This is a genomic window from Aeromonas sp. s6, from assembly GCF_040907815.1.
GTDB lineage: Bacteria > Pseudomonadota > Gammaproteobacteria > Enterobacterales > Aeromonadaceae > Aeromonas > Aeromonas caviae.
This window is the reverse complement of record NZ_JBFOCN010000119.1, coordinates 50,561-68,902: the sequence shown is the minus strand read 5'-3', so window position 1 is coordinate 68,902 and position 18,342 is coordinate 50,561. Positions and strand designations below refer to the sequence as shown.

The 18,342-nt window shown below is 64.1% G+C and carries 18 protein-coding genes; 13 read left to right on the top strand and 5 right to left on the bottom strand.

Annotated features, from left to right (window positions below; all coding sequences use genetic code 11):
- The first annotated feature begins 67 nt into the window (after positions 1–67).
- Positions 68–1,030, top strand: coding sequence for an IS1595 family transposase (locus AB5Y50_RS18055; protein WP_039039924.1), 963 nt, complete (start codon positions 68–70; stop codon positions 1,028–1,030).
- Between the two features lie 32 nt (positions 1,031–1,062).
- Here the strand turns inward: AB5Y50_RS18055 and AB5Y50_RS18050 are convergent, their stop codons facing one another.
- A complete protein-coding gene (locus AB5Y50_RS18050; RefSeq protein WP_039039767.1) occupies positions 1,063–1,581 on the bottom strand; it encodes a mechanosensitive ion channel domain-containing protein in 519 nt (172 codons plus the stop codon).
- A 9-nt stretch (positions 1,582–1,590) separates the two neighbouring features.
- Positions 1,591–2,556, bottom strand: coding sequence for a zinc transporter ZntB (zntB, locus tag AB5Y50_RS18045; RefSeq protein ID WP_171865294.1), 966 nt, complete (start codon positions 2,554–2,556; stop codon positions 1,591–1,593).
- A gap of 131 nt (positions 2,557–2,687) precedes the next feature.
- On the opposite strand from zntB, the gene AB5Y50_RS18040 reads away from it, so the two are divergent.
- The 3 genes from AB5Y50_RS18040 (at position 2,688) to AB5Y50_RS18030 (ending at position 4,137) form a co-directional block, all read left to right on the top strand.
- On the top strand, positions 2,688–3,140 hold the full coding sequence (locus tag AB5Y50_RS18040; protein WP_039039769.1) for a YaiI/YqxD family protein: 453 nt from the start codon (positions 2,688–2,690) through the stop codon (positions 3,138–3,140).
- Positions 3,141–3,261: 121 nt separating this feature from the next.
- Positions 3,262–3,531, top strand: coding sequence for a PepSY domain-containing protein (locus AB5Y50_RS18035; RefSeq protein ID WP_010672753.1), 270 nt, complete (start codon positions 3,262–3,264; stop codon positions 3,529–3,531).
- 48 nt (positions 3,532–3,579) lie between these two features.
- Positions 3,580–4,137, top strand: a complete 558-nt coding sequence (locus AB5Y50_RS18030; RefSeq protein WP_167825760.1) for a cytochrome b/b6 domain-containing protein — start codon at positions 3,580–3,582, stop codon at positions 4,135–4,137.
- Positions 4,138–4,245: 108 nt separating this feature from the next.
- Here AB5Y50_RS18030 and AB5Y50_RS18025 read toward each other — a convergent pair whose 3' ends face one another.
- Positions 4,246–5,451, bottom strand: a complete 1,206-nt coding sequence (locus AB5Y50_RS18025) for a NupC/NupG family nucleoside CNT transporter (RefSeq protein WP_010672751.1) — start codon at positions 5,449–5,451, stop codon at positions 4,246–4,248.
- 529 nt (positions 5,452–5,980) lie between these two features.
- Between AB5Y50_RS18025 and dbpA the strand changes: the two genes are divergently transcribed.
- Together dbpA and AB5Y50_RS18015 are read left to right on the top strand one after the other, a co-directional pair.
- On the top strand, positions 5,981–7,360 hold the full coding sequence (dbpA, locus tag AB5Y50_RS18020; RefSeq protein ID WP_319883006.1) for an ATP-dependent RNA helicase DbpA: 1,380 nt from the start codon (positions 5,981–5,983) through the stop codon (positions 7,358–7,360).
- A gap of 85 nt (positions 7,361–7,445) precedes the next feature.
- Entirely contained in the window at positions 7,446–7,736 is a 291-nt protein-coding gene (locus AB5Y50_RS18015; RefSeq protein ID WP_042882044.1) for a YkgJ family cysteine cluster protein, read from the top strand.
- Positions 7,737–7,745: 9 nt separating this feature from the next.
- Here AB5Y50_RS18015 and AB5Y50_RS18010 read toward each other — a convergent pair whose 3' ends face one another.
- The gene (locus AB5Y50_RS18010; RefSeq protein ID WP_029313610.1) at positions 7,746–8,168 is read right to left on the bottom strand and encodes a hypothetical protein; all 423 of its coding nucleotides are present in this window, start codon (positions 8,166–8,168) and stop codon (positions 7,746–7,748) included.
- 255 nt (positions 8,169–8,423) lie between these two features.
- Between AB5Y50_RS18010 and AB5Y50_RS18005 the strand changes: the two genes are divergently transcribed.
- Positions 8,424–9,818, top strand: coding sequence for a PepSY domain-containing protein (locus AB5Y50_RS18005; RefSeq protein ID WP_319883005.1), 1,395 nt, complete (start codon positions 8,424–8,426; stop codon positions 9,816–9,818).
- Positions 9,819–10,021: 203 nt separating this feature from the next.
- On the opposite strand, the gene AB5Y50_RS18000 is transcribed toward AB5Y50_RS18005, so the two are convergent.
- Positions 10,022–10,927: a 1,4-dihydroxy-2-naphthoate polyprenyltransferase gene (locus AB5Y50_RS18000; protein WP_039039775.1), complete on the bottom strand. Its 906-nt coding sequence runs from the start codon at positions 10,925–10,927 to the stop codon at positions 10,022–10,024.
- Positions 10,928–11,137: 210 nt separating this feature from the next.
- Here AB5Y50_RS18000 and AB5Y50_RS17995 point away from each other — a divergent pair, with 210 nt between their 5' ends.
- From AB5Y50_RS17995 to menE, 6 genes are read left to right on the top strand one after another with little or no spacing between them, the layout of a single operon-like run.
- Entirely contained in the window at positions 11,138–12,469 is a 1,332-nt protein-coding gene (locus tag AB5Y50_RS17995; protein WP_042015416.1) for an isochorismate synthase MenF, read from the top strand.
- Positions 12,470–12,502: 33 nt separating this feature from the next.
- Positions 12,503–14,248, top strand: a complete 1,746-nt coding sequence (menD, locus tag AB5Y50_RS17990; protein WP_319883004.1) for a 2-succinyl-5-enolpyruvyl-6-hydroxy-3-cyclohexene-1-carboxylic-acid synthase — start codon at positions 12,503–12,505, stop codon at positions 14,246–14,248.
- On the top strand, positions 14,238–15,002 hold the full coding sequence (gene menH / locus AB5Y50_RS17985; protein ID WP_182935163.1) for a 2-succinyl-6-hydroxy-2,4-cyclohexadiene-1-carboxylate synthase: 765 nt from the start codon (positions 14,238–14,240) through the stop codon (positions 15,000–15,002). Before menD ends, menH begins: the two co-directional genes overlap by 11 nt.
- 4 nt (positions 15,003–15,006) lie before the next feature.
- Positions 15,007–15,855, top strand: coding sequence for a 1,4-dihydroxy-2-naphthoyl-CoA synthase (menB, locus tag AB5Y50_RS17980; RefSeq protein ID WP_010672740.1), 849 nt, complete (start codon positions 15,007–15,009; stop codon positions 15,853–15,855).
- Positions 15,855–16,784, top strand: a complete 930-nt coding sequence (menC, locus tag AB5Y50_RS17975; protein ID WP_319883003.1) for an o-succinylbenzoate synthase — start codon at positions 15,855–15,857, stop codon at positions 16,782–16,784. The genes menB and menC overlap by 1 nt, the downstream gene beginning before the upstream one ends.
- A 3-nt stretch (positions 16,785–16,787) precedes the next feature.
- On the top strand, positions 16,788–18,188 hold the full coding sequence (gene menE / locus AB5Y50_RS17970) for an o-succinylbenzoate--CoA ligase (RefSeq protein ID WP_319883002.1): 1,401 nt from the start codon (positions 16,788–16,790) through the stop codon (positions 18,186–18,188).
- Positions 18,189–18,342 lie beyond the last annotated feature (154 nt).

The following is an 18,342-nucleotide window of genomic DNA, read 5'->3' as shown; positions in this document are numbered from 1 at the left end:
GGCGCTGTCCCAATTACATGTTGAAAGGCTAACCTTGAAGTAGGTCATCACCCTGAGGGCCTCCATCATGGATACCCAAGCCTTTCAACATCTACTGTCTCTCTTTCCACAGCTCACCATGCGCCAGCGTCGCCTCGCGCAACATGAACTCACTACCCCTCACCCAATCACCTCGCTGGCCGCTCAACTCCCCGCTTGTCGATGTTGCCCTCACTGTCAGGCCGAGGCTACGCAGTTGGCTCCCTGGGGTTGGAGTCGAGGGCTGCGTCGTTATCGCTGCAAGCAGTGTCTACGCACCAGTTCCGTTCTCACCAAGACGCCTCTGGCTCGACTTCGCAAGGCACAATGCTGGGAAGACTACGCCCAGGCCCTCATCGACGGTCTGACCGTCCGACAGGCTGCCGTCCGCTGCGGAGTCTGTAAAAACACCGCCTTCTTGTGGCGTCACCGCTTCCTGAAAGCCATGGCGAGTCACCAGGCGGCACGGGAAGGGGGTATCGTCGAGGTTGATGAGACCTTCTTCTTGGAGTCGTTTAAAGGGCAACGTGGTTTGCCCCGCCCGGCCCGCCACCGTGGGGGCAAAGGCCGTACCCGAGGCACAGGGCCGGATTACATCCCGGTGATGGTGGTTCAGGACCGGGCTGGTCACCATGCGGATTTTCAGTTGGAGAAAATGAATGCCGAGACGGTGATAGCTGTTTTGACACCCCTTGTCTCGTCAGATGCGGTGTTGTGTAGCGACGGCGCCGGGGTGTATGCCAGTTTCAGCAAAGCGCAGGGAGTGACCCATCAGGTCGTGCGCAATCGCCAAGGCGAGCGTGTGGTTGGCGCGTACCATATCCAGCATGTAAACGGATATCACCGTCGGTTGAAAGAGTGGATGGAGCGGTTCCATGGGGTAGCGACCCACTATCTGAGAAATTATCTGGGTTGGCGAAGGATGTTGGAGCGCTACGGGCGGGAAGTGAATGTACCACGTTGCTTGCATGAGGCGCTGGGGCGCCCCATGCAACACGTAATTGGGACATAGCCATCGAAAAAGGCTCCCGAGGGAGCCTTTTCTCATTCTGGCTGCGTGGACTCAGCCTCCTTTCCCTCCAGCCGCCTCACCGGCTTTTGCAGAATAAGGTTCGCCGGATAGGTGACCAGATCGCCGTTGTCATCCCGCACCCGCACGTAGAAGAGGCCGATCTCGGTGATGATGCCGGTAACGGAGTCATCCTTGTCGAGGATGCGGATGCGATCGCCAATCTTGTAGGGGAAGGCGAAGAAGATGGTAATACTGGCGGTGATGTTGGAGAGGATCGACCACTGGGCCACCATGGCGACCCCCAGCACCGCGAAGAAGGAGGAGGCGAGCACCACCAGCCGGGAGAAGTCGAGCCCCCAGACCCCGGCCAGGATCAGCAGGGTGGCGCAGCCCAGCAGGAAGTGGAATACGTGCTCCACGTAGAGTACCCGATTCTCGCTCACCTGCCGGCTCTGGCCAAGGGCCATCAGGCTCTTGTGAATGAGGCCGCGCACCAGGGTGTGCCCCAGCAACAACAGCAGGGTCACGCCAAAAGATTCCCATGTCGTCATGTTCACTCCTTACCACCAGCGCCTGTGCTTGAGCCAGACCGCCAGTCCGGTCGCCAGCACCAGCAGGAAGCCACAGAACACCCAGAAGGCGGTCGGACTCTCGGCCCCGGGGATCCCCCCAAGGTTGATGCCGAACAGGCCGGTCAGGAAGCTGGCGGGCAGGAACAGCAGCGCCATCACCGACATCTGGTAGGCACGGCGGTTGGTCGCCTCCGCCATCAGGTTGTTGATCTCGTCCGCCAGCACGGCGGTGCGCGCCACCCCGGCATCCAGATCGTCGAGCCAGCGCCGCAAGCGGTCGGCGATGTCGAGCAGGCGTCGCCTGTCATCTTCGTCCAGCCAGCTGATCTTCTCGTTGGCCAGACGCGCCACCAGATCCCGCTGGGGGGAGAGGTAGCGACGGATCATGATGAGCTGCTTGCGGATGCGCGCAAGCCGACCGTTGGCGGGCAGGTCGCGCATCAGCACCATCTCCTCCAGATCCAGGATCTGGTCGTGCAGCTCCTCGACGAACTCCCCGGCCCGGTCCGTCAGGGCGTCGCATATCTCCACCAGCCAGTCGGCGGGTGTGTCGGCACCGCCCCCCAGCGACAGCTGCTCGAACACATCTTTCTCGGAGAGCAGCGGACGACGTCGGCTACTGATGATGAGATCCGGCGTGATGAAGATCCGCAGGGCAACCATCTCTTCAGGCCTGTGATCCTTGTTGTGGTTGATGCCGCGCAGGATCAGCAGCACCGTCTCCCCCATCCGCACCAGCTTGGGACGATTGCTCTGGCCGAGCAGGGCCTCCCGGGCCGCCTCCCCCAGCAGCGGCGTCTGCAGCAGCCAGCGCGCCGACTCCGGGTTGCCGTAGTCCAGATGCAGCCAGCCGGGCTGGGCACCGGGGATCTCGCTACCTTCGGCCAGCGGGGTCATGCCCCCCTTGCCGTCCAGGGTCAGGCCATAAATCACGTCACCGGGCACCCGATCCATCTCGTCTCCTTCTCGTTTCATGTGCAGGCCCCAGCTTACACCAAAGGCGGGGACGACTCAGCCCCGGGGCAGCCGCCCCGCGCCAGCCATGCTAAGATGCGCCACCCGTTCCAGACACAGGAAGCCATGCCATGCCCATCTGGGTTGATGCCGATGCCTGCCCCATCCCGGTCAAGGAGATCCTCTACCGCGCCGCTCACCGCGCCCAGGTGGTGACCACGCTAGTGGCCAACCAGGGGCTCAGAGTCCCCCCCTCCCCCTTCATCAAGACCCAGCAGGTGGAGAAGGGCTTCGATGTGGCAGATCATGTCATCGCCCAGCAGGTCAAGCCAGGCGACCTGGTGATCACCGGCGACATTCCCCTCGCCTCCTGGGTCATCGACGCCGGGGGCGAGGCGCTCAATCCCCGGGGCGAGATCTACACCCGGGAGACCATCCAGGCACGGCTCGGGATGCGCAACTTCATGGAGGAGCTGCGCTCTGCCGGCGTCCAGACCGGTGGTCCTGCGCCCTTCAACGCCGCCGACAAGCAGCGCTTCGCCAATGCGCTGGACAAGTGGCTGGTCAGGGGCAAGCTGAGCTGATCACCCTCTCCCCGGCCCACCGCCGGGGAGAGCCATTCATTTCCCTTTTCCCTTAATTCTTCCTTAATGCGCCTTGATTAGCCTTGCGACTGTTGACCCAACCACCCGCAAGGAGCAAGCAATGAAACTGACCCCCCTGTTGTTACTGATCCCCCTGTTGAGCGGCGCAGCCCTGGCCGACCCCCAATGCACCCAGGCCGACAAGAGCAAGTGGATGAGCGAAGCCGACGCCCAGCAGCAGATCAAGGCGATGGGCTACGACATCAAGAAGTTCAAGGCCACCAAGACCGGCTGCTACGAGATCTACGGCTGGGACAAGGAGAAGCGCAAGGTCGAGATCTACTTCGACCCGACCGACCTGAAAAAGGTGAAAGAAGAGATCGACGAGTAACGCCGCCCCGGGCCGGTCTTCCCCCGGCCCCCACCATGGAGCCTTGCCATGACACCTGCCTCTGAAGTGAAAGTCTGGGATCCCCTCATCCGGGTGTTTCACTGGGCGACCGTCACTCTCTGCCTGCTCAACTTCTTCGTGCTGGAAGAGGGTAGCAAACCCCACAGATATGCTGGCTACGCGGTGGGCATCCTGCTCATCATCCGCCTGCTGTGGGGACTGGTCGGTCCCTATTACGCCCGCTTCGGCCAGTGGTGGCCAACCCCTGCCCGGGTCCGCTACTACCTGCGTCAGCTCGCCCAGGGGCGCCACCCCTACTACCTCGGCCACAATCCGGTCGGCTCCCTGATGATCTGGTTGCTGCTGCTGTCCCTGGTCGGGACCGTCGTCACCGGCTGGCTCACCACCTGGGATGCCTTCTGGGGCGAGGAGTGGCTGGAGGAGCTGCACGGCATCATCGCCAACACCCTGATGGCCGCCGTTGGCGTCCATGCGGTCGTGGTACTCCTGACCGATCGCCTCACCCGCAGCGATCTGGTCCGCGCCATGGTGCTGGGCAAAAAGCGGGTCCCCGCCAACATCAAGGTGGAAGACCCCCGCGCTTGATGGCCGGGCTGCCGACCAGTCCCCTCCTCTGTTCACCCGCTCATCTGCCCAAAAAAACGACCCCCTGCCAAGGCAGGGGGTCGTCATGAGCAGCGCGGGGGGGAGGACCTAGATCATCACACCGGCGATAACGGCGGAAAGCAGGCTCACCAGGGTGGAGCCATAGACCAGCTTCAGACCGAAGCGGGAGACCATGTTGCCCTTCTCTTCGTTGAGCGCCTTCACCGCACCGGCGATGATGCCGATGGAGCTGAAGTTGGCGAACGACACCATGAAGATGGAGAGGATGCCGACGGTGCGCGGGGAGAGCTCGGCGGCAATCTTGCCCAGATCCATCATGGCCACGAACTCGTTGGTCACCAGCTTGGTCGCCATGATGGAGCCGGCCTGCAGCGCTTCACTGCCCGGGATGCCCAGGATCCAGGCAACGGGATAGAAGATGTAGCCCATGACGTGCTGGAAGTTGACGCCGAACGCCGCCTCGAACAGGTAGTTGATGAGGGCGATCAGGGCGATGAAGCCCACCAGCATGGCACCGACGATCACCGCCACGGTGAAACCGGCCATGATGTATTCCCCCAGCATCTCGAAGAAGTTCTCCTTCTTCGGCGTGTGGTGCTCGTCACCCTCGGCCAGCGCCTTGGCATCGGTCACGGTGTTGTCGGGCTCGTAGGGGTTGATGAGGGAGAGCACCACGAAGGTGCTGAACATGTTGAGCACCAGCGCGGCCACCACGTAGCGCGGCTCGATCAGCTGCATGTAGGCACCGACGATGGACATGGAGACGGTGGACATGGCCGTCGCCGCCAGGGTGTACATCTGCTTCTCGTTCAGGTGCGGCAGTATGTTCTTGAGGGCGATGAAGTTCTCGGACTGACCGACGATCATGGAGCTGATGGCGTTGAAGGACTCCAGCTTGCCCATGCCGTTGATCTTGGCCAGCACGGTGCCGATGCCACGAATGACGATGGGCAGCAGACGGATGTACTGCAAAATGCCGATCAACACGGAGATGAAGACGATGGGCATCAGCACCATCAGGAAGAAGGAGAAGGCCCCTTCGTTGACCAGACCGCCGAACACGAAGTCGGTCCCCTGCTTGGCAAACTCCATCAGCTTGGTGAAGCCGGCGGCAAAGCCACCCACCACCGCCAGACCCACTTCGGAGTTGAGCATGAACCAGGCGAGCGCCAGCTCGACCACCAGCAGCTGGCCGATGTAACGCAGCTTGATCTGTTTCCAGTTGCGGCGGTTTGCCAGCAACGCCAATGCCAGGACCATCACGAGTCCGAGCACGAAATGAACGTATTCCATACCAGTAGCACCCATTGAATTGTTATTTTTGACCGGCGCCATCATAAAGAACTGCATATTTAAAAATCAGAGAATCATCACAATCCGCGGTAAAAATATGCATGCGAAATAATACAAACGTTTTTAAATTAATTGCCATGACATACGATTATTAATCGTTAATGGATGAGGTTAAAAATAAATCAAAAACAATGAGTTATGCCAATTTGTTAATTTCATTCCTCATTCGTATATAGATTGAATAACGACCATATCCAATATGGCATCCTCCGATGACTCATCATCACCAGGGCATGTTTAATTAAAAACGTTTTCTCGCCATTCATCATGATCTGGCCATGACCACCCCCTGCTCCATTGTGCTCTTTTTACATACCGCAAGCCCGCCAACGCAGACAGAAGCCTCCATCGGCAACCCATGACGCCAACCGTTCAAATATTCACCGCATCCGGCGGCACATTCTGGTATGATGCGCCCCCTTGCGCACCGCGCCCCCCCATTTCTGGTTTTCCGACATAGAGTCCTTTTGTGAACAACAGCGAATTTAGCAGCCTGAACCTCTCCTCCGCCCTGCAGGACAACCTCGCCAGCCTGGGCTATCTGCAGATGACCCCGATCCAGGCCCAGAGCCTGCCCCTGGTGCTCGACGGCAAAGATTTGATCGCCAAGGCGAAAACCGGCAGCGGCAAGACCGCGGCCTTCGGCCTGGGTCTGCTGGCCAAGCTGGACGTCAACCGGCTGGCCGTGCAGGCGCTGGTGCTCTGTCCGACCCGCGAGCTGGCGGATCAGGTGGCCACCGAGATCCGCCGTCTTGCCCGTACCCTGCCCAACGTCAAGCTGGTGACCCTGTGCGGCGGCACCCCGACCGCACCGCAATCCGCCACCCTGGGCTTTGGCGCCCACATCGCCGTCGGCACCCCGGGCCGGATCCTCAAGCACCTGGAGCAGGGCACCCTTGAGCTCGACGACCTCAAGACGCTGGTGCTGGACGAAGCGGATCGCATGCTGGACATGGGCTTTGGTGAAGACATCAACCGGGTCATCAGCCACGCCCCGCGGGACCGGCAAACCCTGCTCTTCTCCGCCACCTATCCGGAAGGGATCGCCCAGATGAGCCGCGGCGTGCAACGCAACCCGGTGGAGGTGAGCGTGGAGTCCCTGCACGAAGAGAGCGCCATCGAACAGAAGTTGTATGAAGTGCCGGCCGGCCAGCGCCTCGATGCCCTCACCTGGCTGCTCAGCCACTACCAACCGGGCTCCTGCGTGGTGTTCTGCAACACCAAGCGCGCCTGCAACGACGTGGCCGATCACCTGGCCGCCAAGGGCTTCTCGGCGCTGGCGCTGAACGGTGACCTGGAACAGCGTGAGCGGGATCAGGTGCTGGTGCGCTTCGCCAACGGCAGCGCCACCATACTGGTCGCCACCGACGTGGCGGCCCGCGGCCTCGACATCAAGGAGCTGGGGGCCGTCATCAACTACGAGCTCACCTACGACCCCGAGGTGCATGTGCACCGCATCGGCCGTACCGGCCGCGCCGGCCAGCAGGGCCTGGCCCTGAGCCTCTACCAGCCGAACGAGGCCCAGCGCGTCAACTTCATCGAGGAGTACCAGCAGGCCCCCATTCCCCAGGGCGACCTGGCCGGGATCGGCCGCGACATCAAGCCGATCGCGCCGCAGATGGTGACCCTCTCCATCGATGCGGGCCGCAAGAGCAAGGTGCGTGCCGGTGACATCCTCGGCGCACTGACCGGCGAAGGCGGCATTGCCGGGGCCGATGTGGGCAAAATCCAGATTTCCGAGCAGTACTCCTACGTGGCGGTGAAGCGCCAGGTGGCGAGCGCCGCCCTCAAGCGGTTGCAGGAAGGCAGGATCAAGGGGCGCAGCTACCGTGCCCGCAAACTGGGCTAAGGTATTTCACACGCCCGGCCAGACCACAGGCGCCTGACAGGCGCCTGTTTCATATCATTCGCCGCCATGCGGCAAGACAGGTGACATGATCCAAGCAATCCAGAGCGATGTGAGCTGCCAGAACTGCGAAGCCTGCTGCTGCCGCCTCGAGGTGATGCTCTTCACCGACACCGGCGTGCCGGACCGCTATATCGAGGAACGGGAAGGAGAAGTGCCCGTGATGCACAGACTGGAAGATGGCTGGTGCGCCGCCCTCGACCGCAACACCATGATGTGTCGCATCTACGAGGTGCGGCCGCTGATCTGCCGTGAATTCGAGATGGGGGAGCCCGACTGCCTCGACGAGCGGGACAAGTGGTTCATCAGGCTGGAGTAACCGGGGTGTTCAACCCGTGCTGACGTGGATCTCCGTGCCTTGCAGCCCCTCGAGGCGCTGTGTCAGCCAGTGGATGGCCTGCGCTTCCTCCTCGAAATAGCGCACCTCCTGAAAGGGAAGCTCGCTGAAGACGTGATCCGCCAGATAACGTTTGAAATCCCCGATCATGACCACCGCCAGAAAGGCGCAGCCATGGGTGGCGCACCAGTTGAACTGGCGACGAAAACGGGCCAGCACCTCGGGGCCGGCGGCCTCGAACTCGGTCGCGACCTCGACGATGCCCCAGGGGGCTCCCTGCAAACGGCTTATCTGCTGGCTGAACTTGCCCTCATAGGCCATGGCGCCTGCCAGGTTGAAAGGGCCGCTCGGCCGACAGATCAGCAGTTGCCCTTGTCGCTGCATCTCAAAATGGCCGTGTGCTTGCACGTTCACCTCCTGCCTTGAGTCCTTCGCTGCGGCTGATATGCCCTGTGTTGCCACAAAGTAAGAATTTATCCCCGAAAAGTCCATGAAGCTCCCCCCATTGTGAACGGAAAGCGCCATTCAACCCCCGTTTTTACCCCAGTGGCGGAATGTACATTTCTTCGACATGTTCTGTTGCAGTTAACAAAACGTTGCTGCTATCATCCGCGCCACTCAAAACATTCCACCTACTGAAACCTTTTGGCGTTCACCCAGGGATCAACGATGAAGCAACAAGACGCAAGTTATTACCAACGGATCTGGCGCTGGCATTTCTATGCCGGTCTCTTCGTCGCCCCCTTCCTGATCCTGCTCTCCCTCACCGGCATCGTCTATCTGTTCAAACCTCAGCTGGACAACCTGCTCTACCCCCAGCTGATGAAGGTGGCGCCCGCCACCCAGACCCTGAGTGCCGACCAGCTGCTGGCCAAGGCAACCATCGCCATGCCGGACGCCAGCCTGCGCAAATACCTGCCCCCGGTGGCAGCAGACGCGAGCGCCCAGATAGTCGTGATGCGTGAAGGGCAGGAGCTGACCCTCTTCATGGACCCCGCGAACGGCGCCCTGCTCGGCACCATGGACAACAAGTGGAACCTGCAGGCGGTGGCGCGCGCTCTCCATGCGGAGCTGATGCTTGGCACCACGGGAGATCGCCTGATCGAGCTGGCCGCAGGCTGGGGAATCGTGCTCCTCGTCAGCGGACTCTATCTCTGGTGGCCCCGCAAGGGGCCGGGTGTGGGGGGCATCCTCTGGCCGAGAATGCACCAGCGCGGCCGTCTCTGGTGGCGTGACCTGCACGCCGTGGTCGGCTTCTGGAGCGCGGGTTTCCTGCTGCTGCTGCTGCTGACGGGCATGACCTGGACCGGCTTCTGGGGCGGCCAGTTCGCCGATGTCTGGAACCGCTTCCCTGCGGCCATGTGGAACGAGGTGCCCAAGTCGGCTCCCCTCACCCGCAGCCTCAACCAGGCTCACGAACAGACCGTCTCCTGGGGGGCCGAGACCCTGCCCATGCCGAGCTCCCAACCCACGGCAGAGAGCCATGATCACAGCGCCATGACCCATGGCGGCGGACATGAGGGCATGGTCATGGCCAGCCATCGCATTCCGCTGCAACAGGTGGTCGACATCGCCAGCGAGCGGGGGGTCAGCCCGGGTTACAGCATCACCCCCCCGGTCGGTGAAACCGGCGTCTATACCATCGCCATCTTTGCCGATGATCCCCGCAACGACGCCACCCTGCACATCGACCAATACAGCGGCAAGGTGCTGGTCGACGTGCGCTGGCAGGATTACGGCCCGGTCGCCAAGACAGTGGAAACCGGCGTCATGCTGCACATGGGCAAGCTCTACGGCTGGCCGCACCAGCTCGTCATGCTGCTCATCTGCCTGATGATTCTGGCAAGCTCGGTGAGCGGGCTCTGGATCTGGTGGAGCCGCCGTCCCAGTGGTCGCCTCGCCGCCCCGCCCCTGCCCGCCAAGTTGCCTCCCATGGGCGGTGCCATCGCGGTGCTGGTCGTGCTCGGGATCTGCTTCCCGCTGGTGGGGGCCTCCATGGTTGCCATCTGGCTGCTGGACAGTCTCTTCTTCTCTCGCCGCACGGCCGTGGCCCAGGCAAGCTGACCCAGGGGCAAGCCCGCCTCATGCACACGAGGGCTCCCTGTCGGGGGCCCTCGTCGTCTGCATCATCTGGCATCATCCTTCGCCTGGCGGCATGCTCCTCCCCTGGCGATCATCACATCGGTCTGATGAAACAACAACGCGTCGACACATCAACAAAAAGGGCTCCCGTTCGGGAGCCCTTTTCATTGCCAAACGCGTCGGCCTCAGGTGAGCGCCAGCCCGGCGGAGAGCAGCAGGCTGAACAGAAATGCGCTGATGGCGGTCTTCTTGAGGGCGCCGGTCAGCACCTCGCCATCGAAACTCTCTCGCAGGGTGCGGGCGGCATCGGTGAGGGGCTTCATGGCGGGCAGGAAGATCCAGGGCCAGAGGCTCGCAGGCTGAGTCAGCAGGAAGGCGATGGTCGCCAGCAGCGCCGCCCCCAGCAAGACCCAGTGATAGGCGATGGCCCGGTTGCGGCCAAGGCGCACCGCCAGGGTGATCTTGCCGCTGGCGGCATCGGTCTCGATGTCCCGCACGTTGTTGATGTTGAGCACGGCAGTCGCCAGCAGGCCGCAGGCGGTGGCGGGTAACAACAGGTCCCACTCCAGGCGATGGGTGAAGAGGTAGTAGGAGCCGAGCACCCCCAGCAGGCCGAAGAACAGGAACACCGAGATGTCCCCGAAGCCGCGATAGCCGTAGGGGCTCTTGCCCACCGTGTAGGTGATGGCCGCGACGATGGCCGCTCCCCCCAGCAGGATGAACGTCAGGATCTGCTGCCACGCCTCCCCGAAGGCGCAGACCAGCAGAGAGAGGCCGCTCACCACGGCCGCCAGGGCGGTCAGCCCCATGGCCACACACATCTGGTGCCGGGTGATGAGGCCGGAAACCACGGCGCGCTGGGGACCGATCCGCTCCCCGTTGTCGGCACCGGAGACCGCATCGCCATAGTCGTTGGCCAGATTGGAGAGAATTTGCAGCAGGATGGCGGTCAGCAGGGAGAGTCCCATGATGGTGCCGTCGAACGCTCCCCGGCTGGCTGCCAGCCCCGAGCCCAGCAAGATGGAGGAGCACGCCAGGGGCAGTGTTCGCAAACGCGCCGCCAGCAACCAAACAGAGAAGGTATTTGTCATATTGTGATGGCCAAACAATCAGATATTGATCGTGTTAAGGGTTATCGAACCGGATTTAGGTATACTTGGCTGCGCGGGGGCGTCGGCTCCCCCGGGCAATTTACATGGACGAATGGGCAGATAATATATAGGAAATCGTCGCCCTTTGGCATCAACCTGCGCCATCCTCCCCCGGAGCGATCGCGATTATCCGGCTCAGACTAGACATCCATGTTGGCTCAGACCCACCTCAAGCAACAACTGGACGCCCTGCGTCACAGCACTGTCAGCGGTTTCGTGCGACTGCGCGTGGCCGCTCACGTCGACGTCTTTCCCGGCTGGTTGGCGGCCCAGACGCTCTACCCCCGCATCTATTGGCACGCCAGAGGGCAACAGAGCCCGGAGTACGTGGCGCTTGGCGCCATCCACGAGCTGACGCGGCCGGAGGATATCCAGCGGGTCTGCGACCTTGCCGGCACGGCCAGTGAAGACAGCCCTCGCTACTACGGTGGCCTGGCGTTCGACCCGGATCTGCCCGGCTGGCAGGGTTTTGGCCCCTGCCGCTTCGTGCTGCCCCGTATCGAACTGGTACGCCGGGGGGAGTGCACCAGCCTCTGCCTCAATCTCTGGCTGCCCGCCCGGGAAGAGGGTCACGCATTCGAAGCCGAACTCTGCGCCGCCGAGGCGGCGCTCGATGCCCTGCAACCCGAGGCCCCCCTGCCCGCCCTGCAAAAGCGGCCATGGCAGCGCCAGGACCTGCCGGGCCCTGCCCAGTGGCAGACCCTGGTGGAGCAGGTCACGGCCCCCGACTTCCAGGCCCGCACCCCCAAGGTGGTGCTGTCGCGGGAGAGTCTGCTCCAGAGCGAGGCGCACGATGCGCCACTCTGCCCCTGGTCCCTGCTGACACAGTGGGCCCGCCACGCCCAGGAATGCTTCCACTTCGGCTTCCAATTCTCCCCCGAGCAGAGCTTCATCTCCTGCTCCCCCGAGCGCCTCTACCGCCGGGAGAAGGGCCACCTCTTTACCGAGGCGCTGGCAGGCACCATTCGCCGTTCCGGGGATGAGGCGACCGACGCGGCCCTGGCCGCCGAGCTGCTGGCCGACAGCAAGAACCGGCTGGAGAACCGGCTGGTTCACGCCGACATTCTCAGCCGCCTGGCCCCCCTCACGACCGATGCCACCCTGACCGAGCCGCGCATTCTGAAATTGCGGCTGCTGCAACACCTCAAGTGCGACATCGAGGCAGAGCTCAAACCCGGCGTCTGCGACTGGCAACTGCTGGCTGCCCTGCACCCCACTCCCGCCGTGGGGGGCGCCCCCCGCGAGGCAGCGCTCGCCTTCATCCGTGAATGCGAGCCCCATGATCGCGGCTGGTATGCCGGTGCCTGCGGCATGCTGAGCCGGGAGACCTCGGAGTTCTCCGTCGCCATTCGCAGCGCCCGGATCAGGGGCCAACGCATCAGCCTGTTCGCCGGTGCCGGCATAGTGGCGGGATCGGAGCCCGCCGCCGAGTGGGCCGAACTCGACAACAAGATCGCCAACGTGCTCTCCCTGCTGGGATAGCGTTTCTCACCGACTCCTCACTGCGAGAGCTTCATGTCCGCCAGCCACGTGTCCGCGCATCACGCCTTTGCCAGCCATCACGCCACCTTCAACCATGTCTGGTCCTCCCTCTTGCTGGAAGAGCTCTTTCGCCTCGGCGTACGCGACATCGCCCTGGCCTCCGGCTCCCGCTCGGCGCCGCTCACCATGGCCGCCGCAGCCCACCCGGGCTTTCGCCGCCATCTGCACTTCGACGAGCGGGGTCTGGGCTTCATGGCGTTGGGGCTGGCCAAGGGGAGCGGCCGCCCGGTGGCGGTGATCATGACCTCGGGCACCGCGGTGGCCAACCTCTGGCCCGCGGTGGCGGAAGCCCAGCTCACCGGGGTCCCGCTCATCATTCTCTCTGCCGACAGGCCACCCGAGCTCATCGACAACGGGGCCAACCAGGCCATCGATCAGCCGGGGATCTTCGGTCGCTACCCCGTCTATCAGCAAAATCTGCCGAGCCCCACTCCCACCATTCCGGCGGCCTTCGTGTTGAGCTCGGTGGATCAGGCCCTGGCCCGACAGGCGCACACCCCGGGGCCGGTGCACTTCAACTGCATGTACCCCGAGCCCCTCTACCCCGGCGACCACTATCTGGACTTTTCCGATTACCTGGCGCCCCTCGGCGACTGGCTGCACTCGGCCAAGCCCTGGAGCCCCTGGCTGGTGGGCGAGCCGGGCTGCCCCGCCCAGCCGGACTGGGAGGAGCTGAAGGGCAAGCGCGGTGTCATCGTCGCCGGACGCATCCAGGATCCGGTGCAAGGCAAGGCGGTGGCCGAGCTGGCAGACCGCCTCGGCTGGCCCCTGCTGGCGGATCTGCAAAGCCAGATCCGCTTCGATGATCGCAACCTCGTCCACACGGATCTCGCCCTGCAACACAGCGACTTCGTGGCCGAGCTGGCCCGCGCCGAGGTAGTGCTGCAATTCGGCGCCCGCCTCATCTCCAAGCGCCTCGGCCAGTTCATCAAACAACACCCCTGGCAGGATTACTGGCTGGTGGACCCGCAGCCGGCACGCCTCGACCCCGACTACCGGCTGCGCCGTCGTCTGGTGTGCGACCCCGCCGCCTTTGCGGCCGCCCATCCAATCCCCCATTCGCAGCAGCCCTGGCACCAGTTGGCCGCGCGCCAGCAGGCCATCAGCCAGCAGATCCGCACCGCCTGTGATCGCTTCTCGGAGCTCGGGGTGTGCCACCGCGTGAATCAGCTGATCCAGGGTCAGTTGTTCGTCGGCAACAGCATGCCGGCCCGGCTGATGGACATGCTGGGCGAGGTGGGCAAGGGCCCCAGCCGGGTGATGACCAACCGCGGCGCCTCCGGCATCGATGGCCTTATCGCCACCGCATACGGCTTCGCACAGTCGGTCCCGCCTGACAGTCGCGAGCCCACCACCCTGCTGCTCGGGGATCTCAGCGCCCTGCACGATCTCAACAGCCTGGCGCTGCTCGGCAAGGGGAGCCGCCCCCTGGTGGTGATCCTGCTCAACAACGACGGCGGCAGCATCTTCCGCATGCTGCCTGTGCCCACCCAGGACGCCCTGCTGGAGACCTACTACTGCCTGCCCCACGGCCTGCACTTCGAGCACGCCGCCGCCATGTTCGGCCTGCACTACCGGGCCCCCACCACCCTCGACGCATTTGAGCAGGACTATGCCGCAGCCCTGAAAAACGGGGTAACCCTGATTGAAATCAAGGTACCGAGCAGTGAAGTCGCCGAGGATCTCAAAGCACTGGGAGCCGCTATCCGTGGTCTCTGATCCCGCCGCGCCGCTGGTGCTGCTGCACGGCCTGCTGGGGGACGCCGACGACTGGCGACCTGTCATCCAGACCCTGCCCGGCGTCTCGTGCCATGCCCTGGATCTGCCGGGCCACGGCCGCAACCGGGCACTGCGGGTGAGCGGCTTTGACGAGGCCCATCGCTGGCTCTGCGACGAACTGGCCGCGCGGGATATCGCCCACTACCGGCTGGTGGGGTATTCGCTGGGGGGGCGGCTCGCGCTTCATCACGCCAGCCACTCCCCGGCGGGGTTGCAGGCCCTGCTGCTGGAGAACTGCCACCCCGGGCTGCCTGCCGATGAACGTGCGGCCCGCATCGCTCACGATGAAGCCTGGGCCCAGCGTTTCGAGTGCGAGCCCCTGACCCGGGTGCTTGCCGACTGGTACCGCCAGGGCGTCTTCGCCGACCTGGACGACGATGCCCGCACCCGCCAGGCCGCACGCCGCCTTGGCAACGACGGCAAGGCCGTGGCCGCCATGCTGAGGGCCACGTCCCTGGGGCGGCAGCCGGATCTCGCCCCCTGGCTTCGGGATACCCGGCTGCCGGTGCAGTGGGTCTCCGGCAACCGGGATCACAAATTCCATGCCCTCGCTTGCCAGTTGGTAAAGCAAGGCTGCAATATCAAACACTTGGCTCTGGATGGCGGACACAATCTGCACACAAGCCAGCCCGATACCTTTGCCCGGCTCCTGCGGGAGTGGGCTCACCAACCAGAAGAGAAGATCCATGATTGAAGCAATGACGGAAGCCGAGCTCTATGCCCCTGTCGAGTGGCACGACTGCTCCGCCGGTTACGAGGACATCCTCTATCACAAGTCCCCAGAGGGCATTGCCAAGATCACCATCAACCGTCCCCAGGTGCGCAACGCCTTCCGCCCCCGTACCGTGAAAGAGATGCTGCAAGCCCTGGCCGATGCCCGCTACGACGACAAGGTCGGCTCCATCATCCTCACCGGCTTCGGCGAGAAGGCCTTCTGCGCCGGCGGCGACCAGAAGATCCGCGGCGACTACGGTGGCTACAAGGACGATGAAGGCACCCATCACCTCAACGTGCTCGACTTCCAGCGTGACATCCGTACCTGCCCCAAACCCGTGGTGGCCATGGTGGCTGGCTACGCCGTCGGTGGCGGCCACGTGCTGCACATGATGTGCGACCTGACCATCGCCGCCGACAACGCCCAGTTCGGCCAGACCGGCCCCAAGGTGGGCTCCTTCGACGGCGGCTGGGGCGCCTCCTACATGGCCCGCATCGTCGGCCAGAAGAAGGCTCGGGAGATCTGGTTCCTCTGCCGCCTCTACGACGCCAAACAGGCCCTCGACATGGGGCTGGTCAACACCGTCGTGCCCCTGGCCGAGCTGGAGCGTGAAACCGTGCGCTGGTGCCGCGAGATGCTGCAACACAGCCCCATGGCTCTGCGCTGCCTGAAGGCGGCCCTCAACGCCGACTGTGACGGCCAGGCCGGTTTGCAGGAGCTGGCAGGCAATGCCACCATGCTGTTCTACATGACCGAAGAGGGTCAGGAAGGGCGCAATGCATTCAACGAGAAACGCCGTCCCGACTTCTCCAAATACAAGCGGAATCCCTGATGACACTCGCCCTCTACCGCTACCAACTGCCCTTTACCCAGCCCCTGGCCTTTCACGGTCAGTTGCAGGTAGCGCGCGAGGGCCTGCTGGTACGCATCGACGATGGCTGGGGGGAGATAGCCCCCCTGCCAGGATTTTCCAAAGAGACCCTGGCCGACGCCCAGGCCGAGGCCCTCGACTGTCTGGCGCAGCTGGCGCGGGGACAGACCCCGACGCCACAGCTGCCCTCGGTGCAGTTCGGGCTCGACTGCGCCCGTCGTAGCTGGCCCGAGCAGGGTGCCCCCCTGCCCGAGCCCTATCCGCTGATCCAGGGCTCCCCCCAGGAGCTGCTCAAGAACTGGAAGCAGTGGCTGCACGAGACCCCCCTCAAGGCCAAGCTGAAGGTGGCCCGCTACCCCATGCGCGACGAGCTGGCGCTAATCCGGCTACTGCTCGATCGGCGCCCCAACCTCAAGCTGGTCCTGGACGCCAACCAGGGCTGGACCCGCGAGGAGGCCTGGGCCTTTTGCGGCCACCTGGATCCGAATCGCATCGAATACCTCGAAGATCTGTGCGCCGACTTCGAGGACATCGCCTTCGTCGCCAGCCGCACCGGCATGCCGGTGGCGCTGGACGAACTGCTGGCCCAGGGCAAGCCCTGGGAGCCCATCCCGCAACTGCGCGCCCTGGTGCTCAAGCCGACCCTGCTCGGCGCCCTGGCCAACAGCGAGGCCCTGGTGGCCCGCGCTCGCGAACTGAAGCTCAAGGTGATCGTCTCTTCCTGTTTCGAGTCCGGTCTCGGCCTCGGCCAGCTCGCCCGCCTCGCAGGGGAGTGGGCGCCGGATCAGGCCCCTGGCCTCGATACCCGCCGCTGGCTGGCCAGGGATCTGCTGGACAAGCAAGGGCAACCCGATCCGGGCAGGGTGGACCCCCTGTTTCACCGTGACTGACCCATGGTGACCCGTCAGATCCCACGGCAGGAAACCTGCCCGGTACGACGCTGGGCGACACAGGCCCCTCATCGCATTGCCATCCACAGCGGGGAGCCTCTTAGCTACCAGCGCCTCGACCTGCGCCTCAACAACCTGTGCAATCAGCTCGCCCGGGCCGGGCTGGAACGAGGAGATCATCTCGCCGCCGTGGTGCGCGGCGCCCTGGAGGATGTGTTGCTGGCCTGGGCCTGCGTGCGCAGCGGCATCGTCTTCTGCCCCCTCAATCCCGCCTTTCCGGCAACCAGACACAGCGAACTGGCGAGCCAGCTCGAGGCCCGGGCATTCTGGTCGGCAGGCGAGATCCCGGCGGGCGACTGGCAAGCCCTCAGCCTCGACTTCACGGGCGAGCTGGCCGCAGATGGGGAGTCCCCGCTGGTACCCGACCAGCCGAACAACATGATCCTCACCTCGGGATCCAGCGGTACCCCCAAGGCGGTGGTACACCGCCTCGCCAACCACCTCGCTTCGGCCCGGGGTTCCGCCACCCTGATCCCCCTGGACGAAGCCTGCGGCTGGCTGCTCTCCCTGCCGCTGTTTCACGTCGGCGGTTACGCCATCCTGTTCCGGGTCTTCCTGGCGGGAGCCGCCCTGGTGCTGGACGATCGCACCCGGCCCCTCAAGGCGCGGCTCGAGGATCAGCCCATCACCCACCTCTCGCTGGTGCCGACCCAGCTCTGGCGCCTGCTGGCACAGGGATTCGACCCATCCCGCACCCGGGTGCGAGAGCTGCTGCTCGGGGGAGCCGCCATCCCGGCGCCCCTGGTCAACCGGCTGACCGCTCTGGGGCTGGAGCCCAAGGTGAGCTATGGCCTCTCCGAGATGGGCAGCCAGGTCTGCACCGGGCAACCCTGTGCCGCCGGCGTGGTGGGCCGCCCGCTGCCGGGGCGGGAGGTCTGCATCCGCCAGGGGGAGATCTGCGTGCGCGGTGAGACCCTGTTTGCCGGCTATTTCAGGGAAGGCGAGCTGGTGCGCCCCCTCGATGAAGAGGGCTGGTTCCACACCCGGGACAAGGGCCGCCTCACTCCGGGGGGCGATCTGGTGGTGGAGGGGCGGCTCGACAACCTCTTCATCTCGGGAGGGGAGAACATCCAGCCCGAGACCATAGAGCAGCGGCTGGTGGATCACCCCGCCGTGGCCCAGGCCCTGGTGGTGCCGGTGCCGAGCGACGAGTGGGGGCATAGGCCCGCCGCCTTCATCGACTGGCACGGCGAACCGGCCCCCCCTGCCGAACTGGCCGCCTGGATCAGGCTGTCGTTACCCAGCTTCATGGTGCCGGACCAGTGGCATCCCTGGCCGGATCTCGGCGGCAATCTGAAACCCTCCCGCACCCTGCTCGCCCGCAGCTTGCGACAAGAGGAGTGACGCCTCCCCCATATGGGGCGGAGTCCTTGCTATCAACACAGCCCCCTTTGGGGCTGTTTTTATGTTGTTTGCTCCCGAATGCATCATTTCGCTGCGCCATCTGGCCAATTGATATTCCTTTGGAGCCCAATACCCTCTCTGGTCCCCACGCCTC

Coding starts and splice junctions, on each gene's coding strand:
- AB5Y50_RS18055 (WP_039039924.1), top strand. CDS start 68: ATGGATACCCAAGCCTTTCAACATCTACTGTCTCTCTTTCCACAGCTC.
- AB5Y50_RS18050 (WP_039039767.1), bottom strand. CDS start 1,581: ATGACGACATGGGAATCTTTTGGCGTGACCCTGCTGTTGTTGCTGGGG.
- zntB (WP_171865294.1), bottom strand. CDS start 2,556: ATGGATCGGGTGCCCGGTGACGTGATTTATGGCCTGACCCTGGACGGC.
- AB5Y50_RS18040 (WP_039039769.1), top strand. CDS start 2,688: ATGCCCATCTGGGTTGATGCCGATGCCTGCCCCATCCCGGTCAAGGAG.
- AB5Y50_RS18035 (WP_010672753.1), top strand. CDS start 3,262: ATGAAACTGACCCCCCTGTTGTTACTGATCCCCCTGTTGAGCGGCGCA.
- AB5Y50_RS18030 (WP_167825760.1), top strand. CDS start 3,580: ATGACACCTGCCTCTGAAGTGAAAGTCTGGGATCCCCTCATCCGGGTG.
- AB5Y50_RS18025 (WP_010672751.1), bottom strand. CDS start 5,451: ATGGAATACGTTCATTTCGTGCTCGGACTCGTGATGGTCCTGGCATTG.
- AB5Y50_RS18015 (WP_042882044.1), top strand. CDS start 7,446: ATGATCCAAGCAATCCAGAGCGATGTGAGCTGCCAGAACTGCGAAGCC.
- AB5Y50_RS18005 (WP_319883005.1), top strand. CDS start 8,424: ATGAAGCAACAAGACGCAAGTTATTACCAACGGATCTGGCGCTGGCAT.
- AB5Y50_RS18000 (WP_039039775.1), bottom strand. CDS start 10,927: ATGACAAATACCTTCTCTGTTTGGTTGCTGGCGGCGCGTTTGCGAACA.
- AB5Y50_RS17995 (WP_042015416.1), top strand. CDS start 11,138: ATGTTGGCTCAGACCCACCTCAAGCAACAACTGGACGCCCTGCGTCAC.
- menD (WP_319883004.1), top strand. CDS start 12,503: ATGTCCGCCAGCCACGTGTCCGCGCATCACGCCTTTGCCAGCCATCAC.
- menB (WP_010672740.1), top strand. CDS start 15,007: ATGACGGAAGCCGAGCTCTATGCCCCTGTCGAGTGGCACGACTGCTCC.
- menC (WP_319883003.1), top strand. CDS start 15,855: ATGACACTCGCCCTCTACCGCTACCAACTGCCCTTTACCCAGCCCCTG.
- menE (WP_319883002.1), top strand. CDS start 16,788: ATGGTGACCCGTCAGATCCCACGGCAGGAAACCTGCCCGGTACGACGC.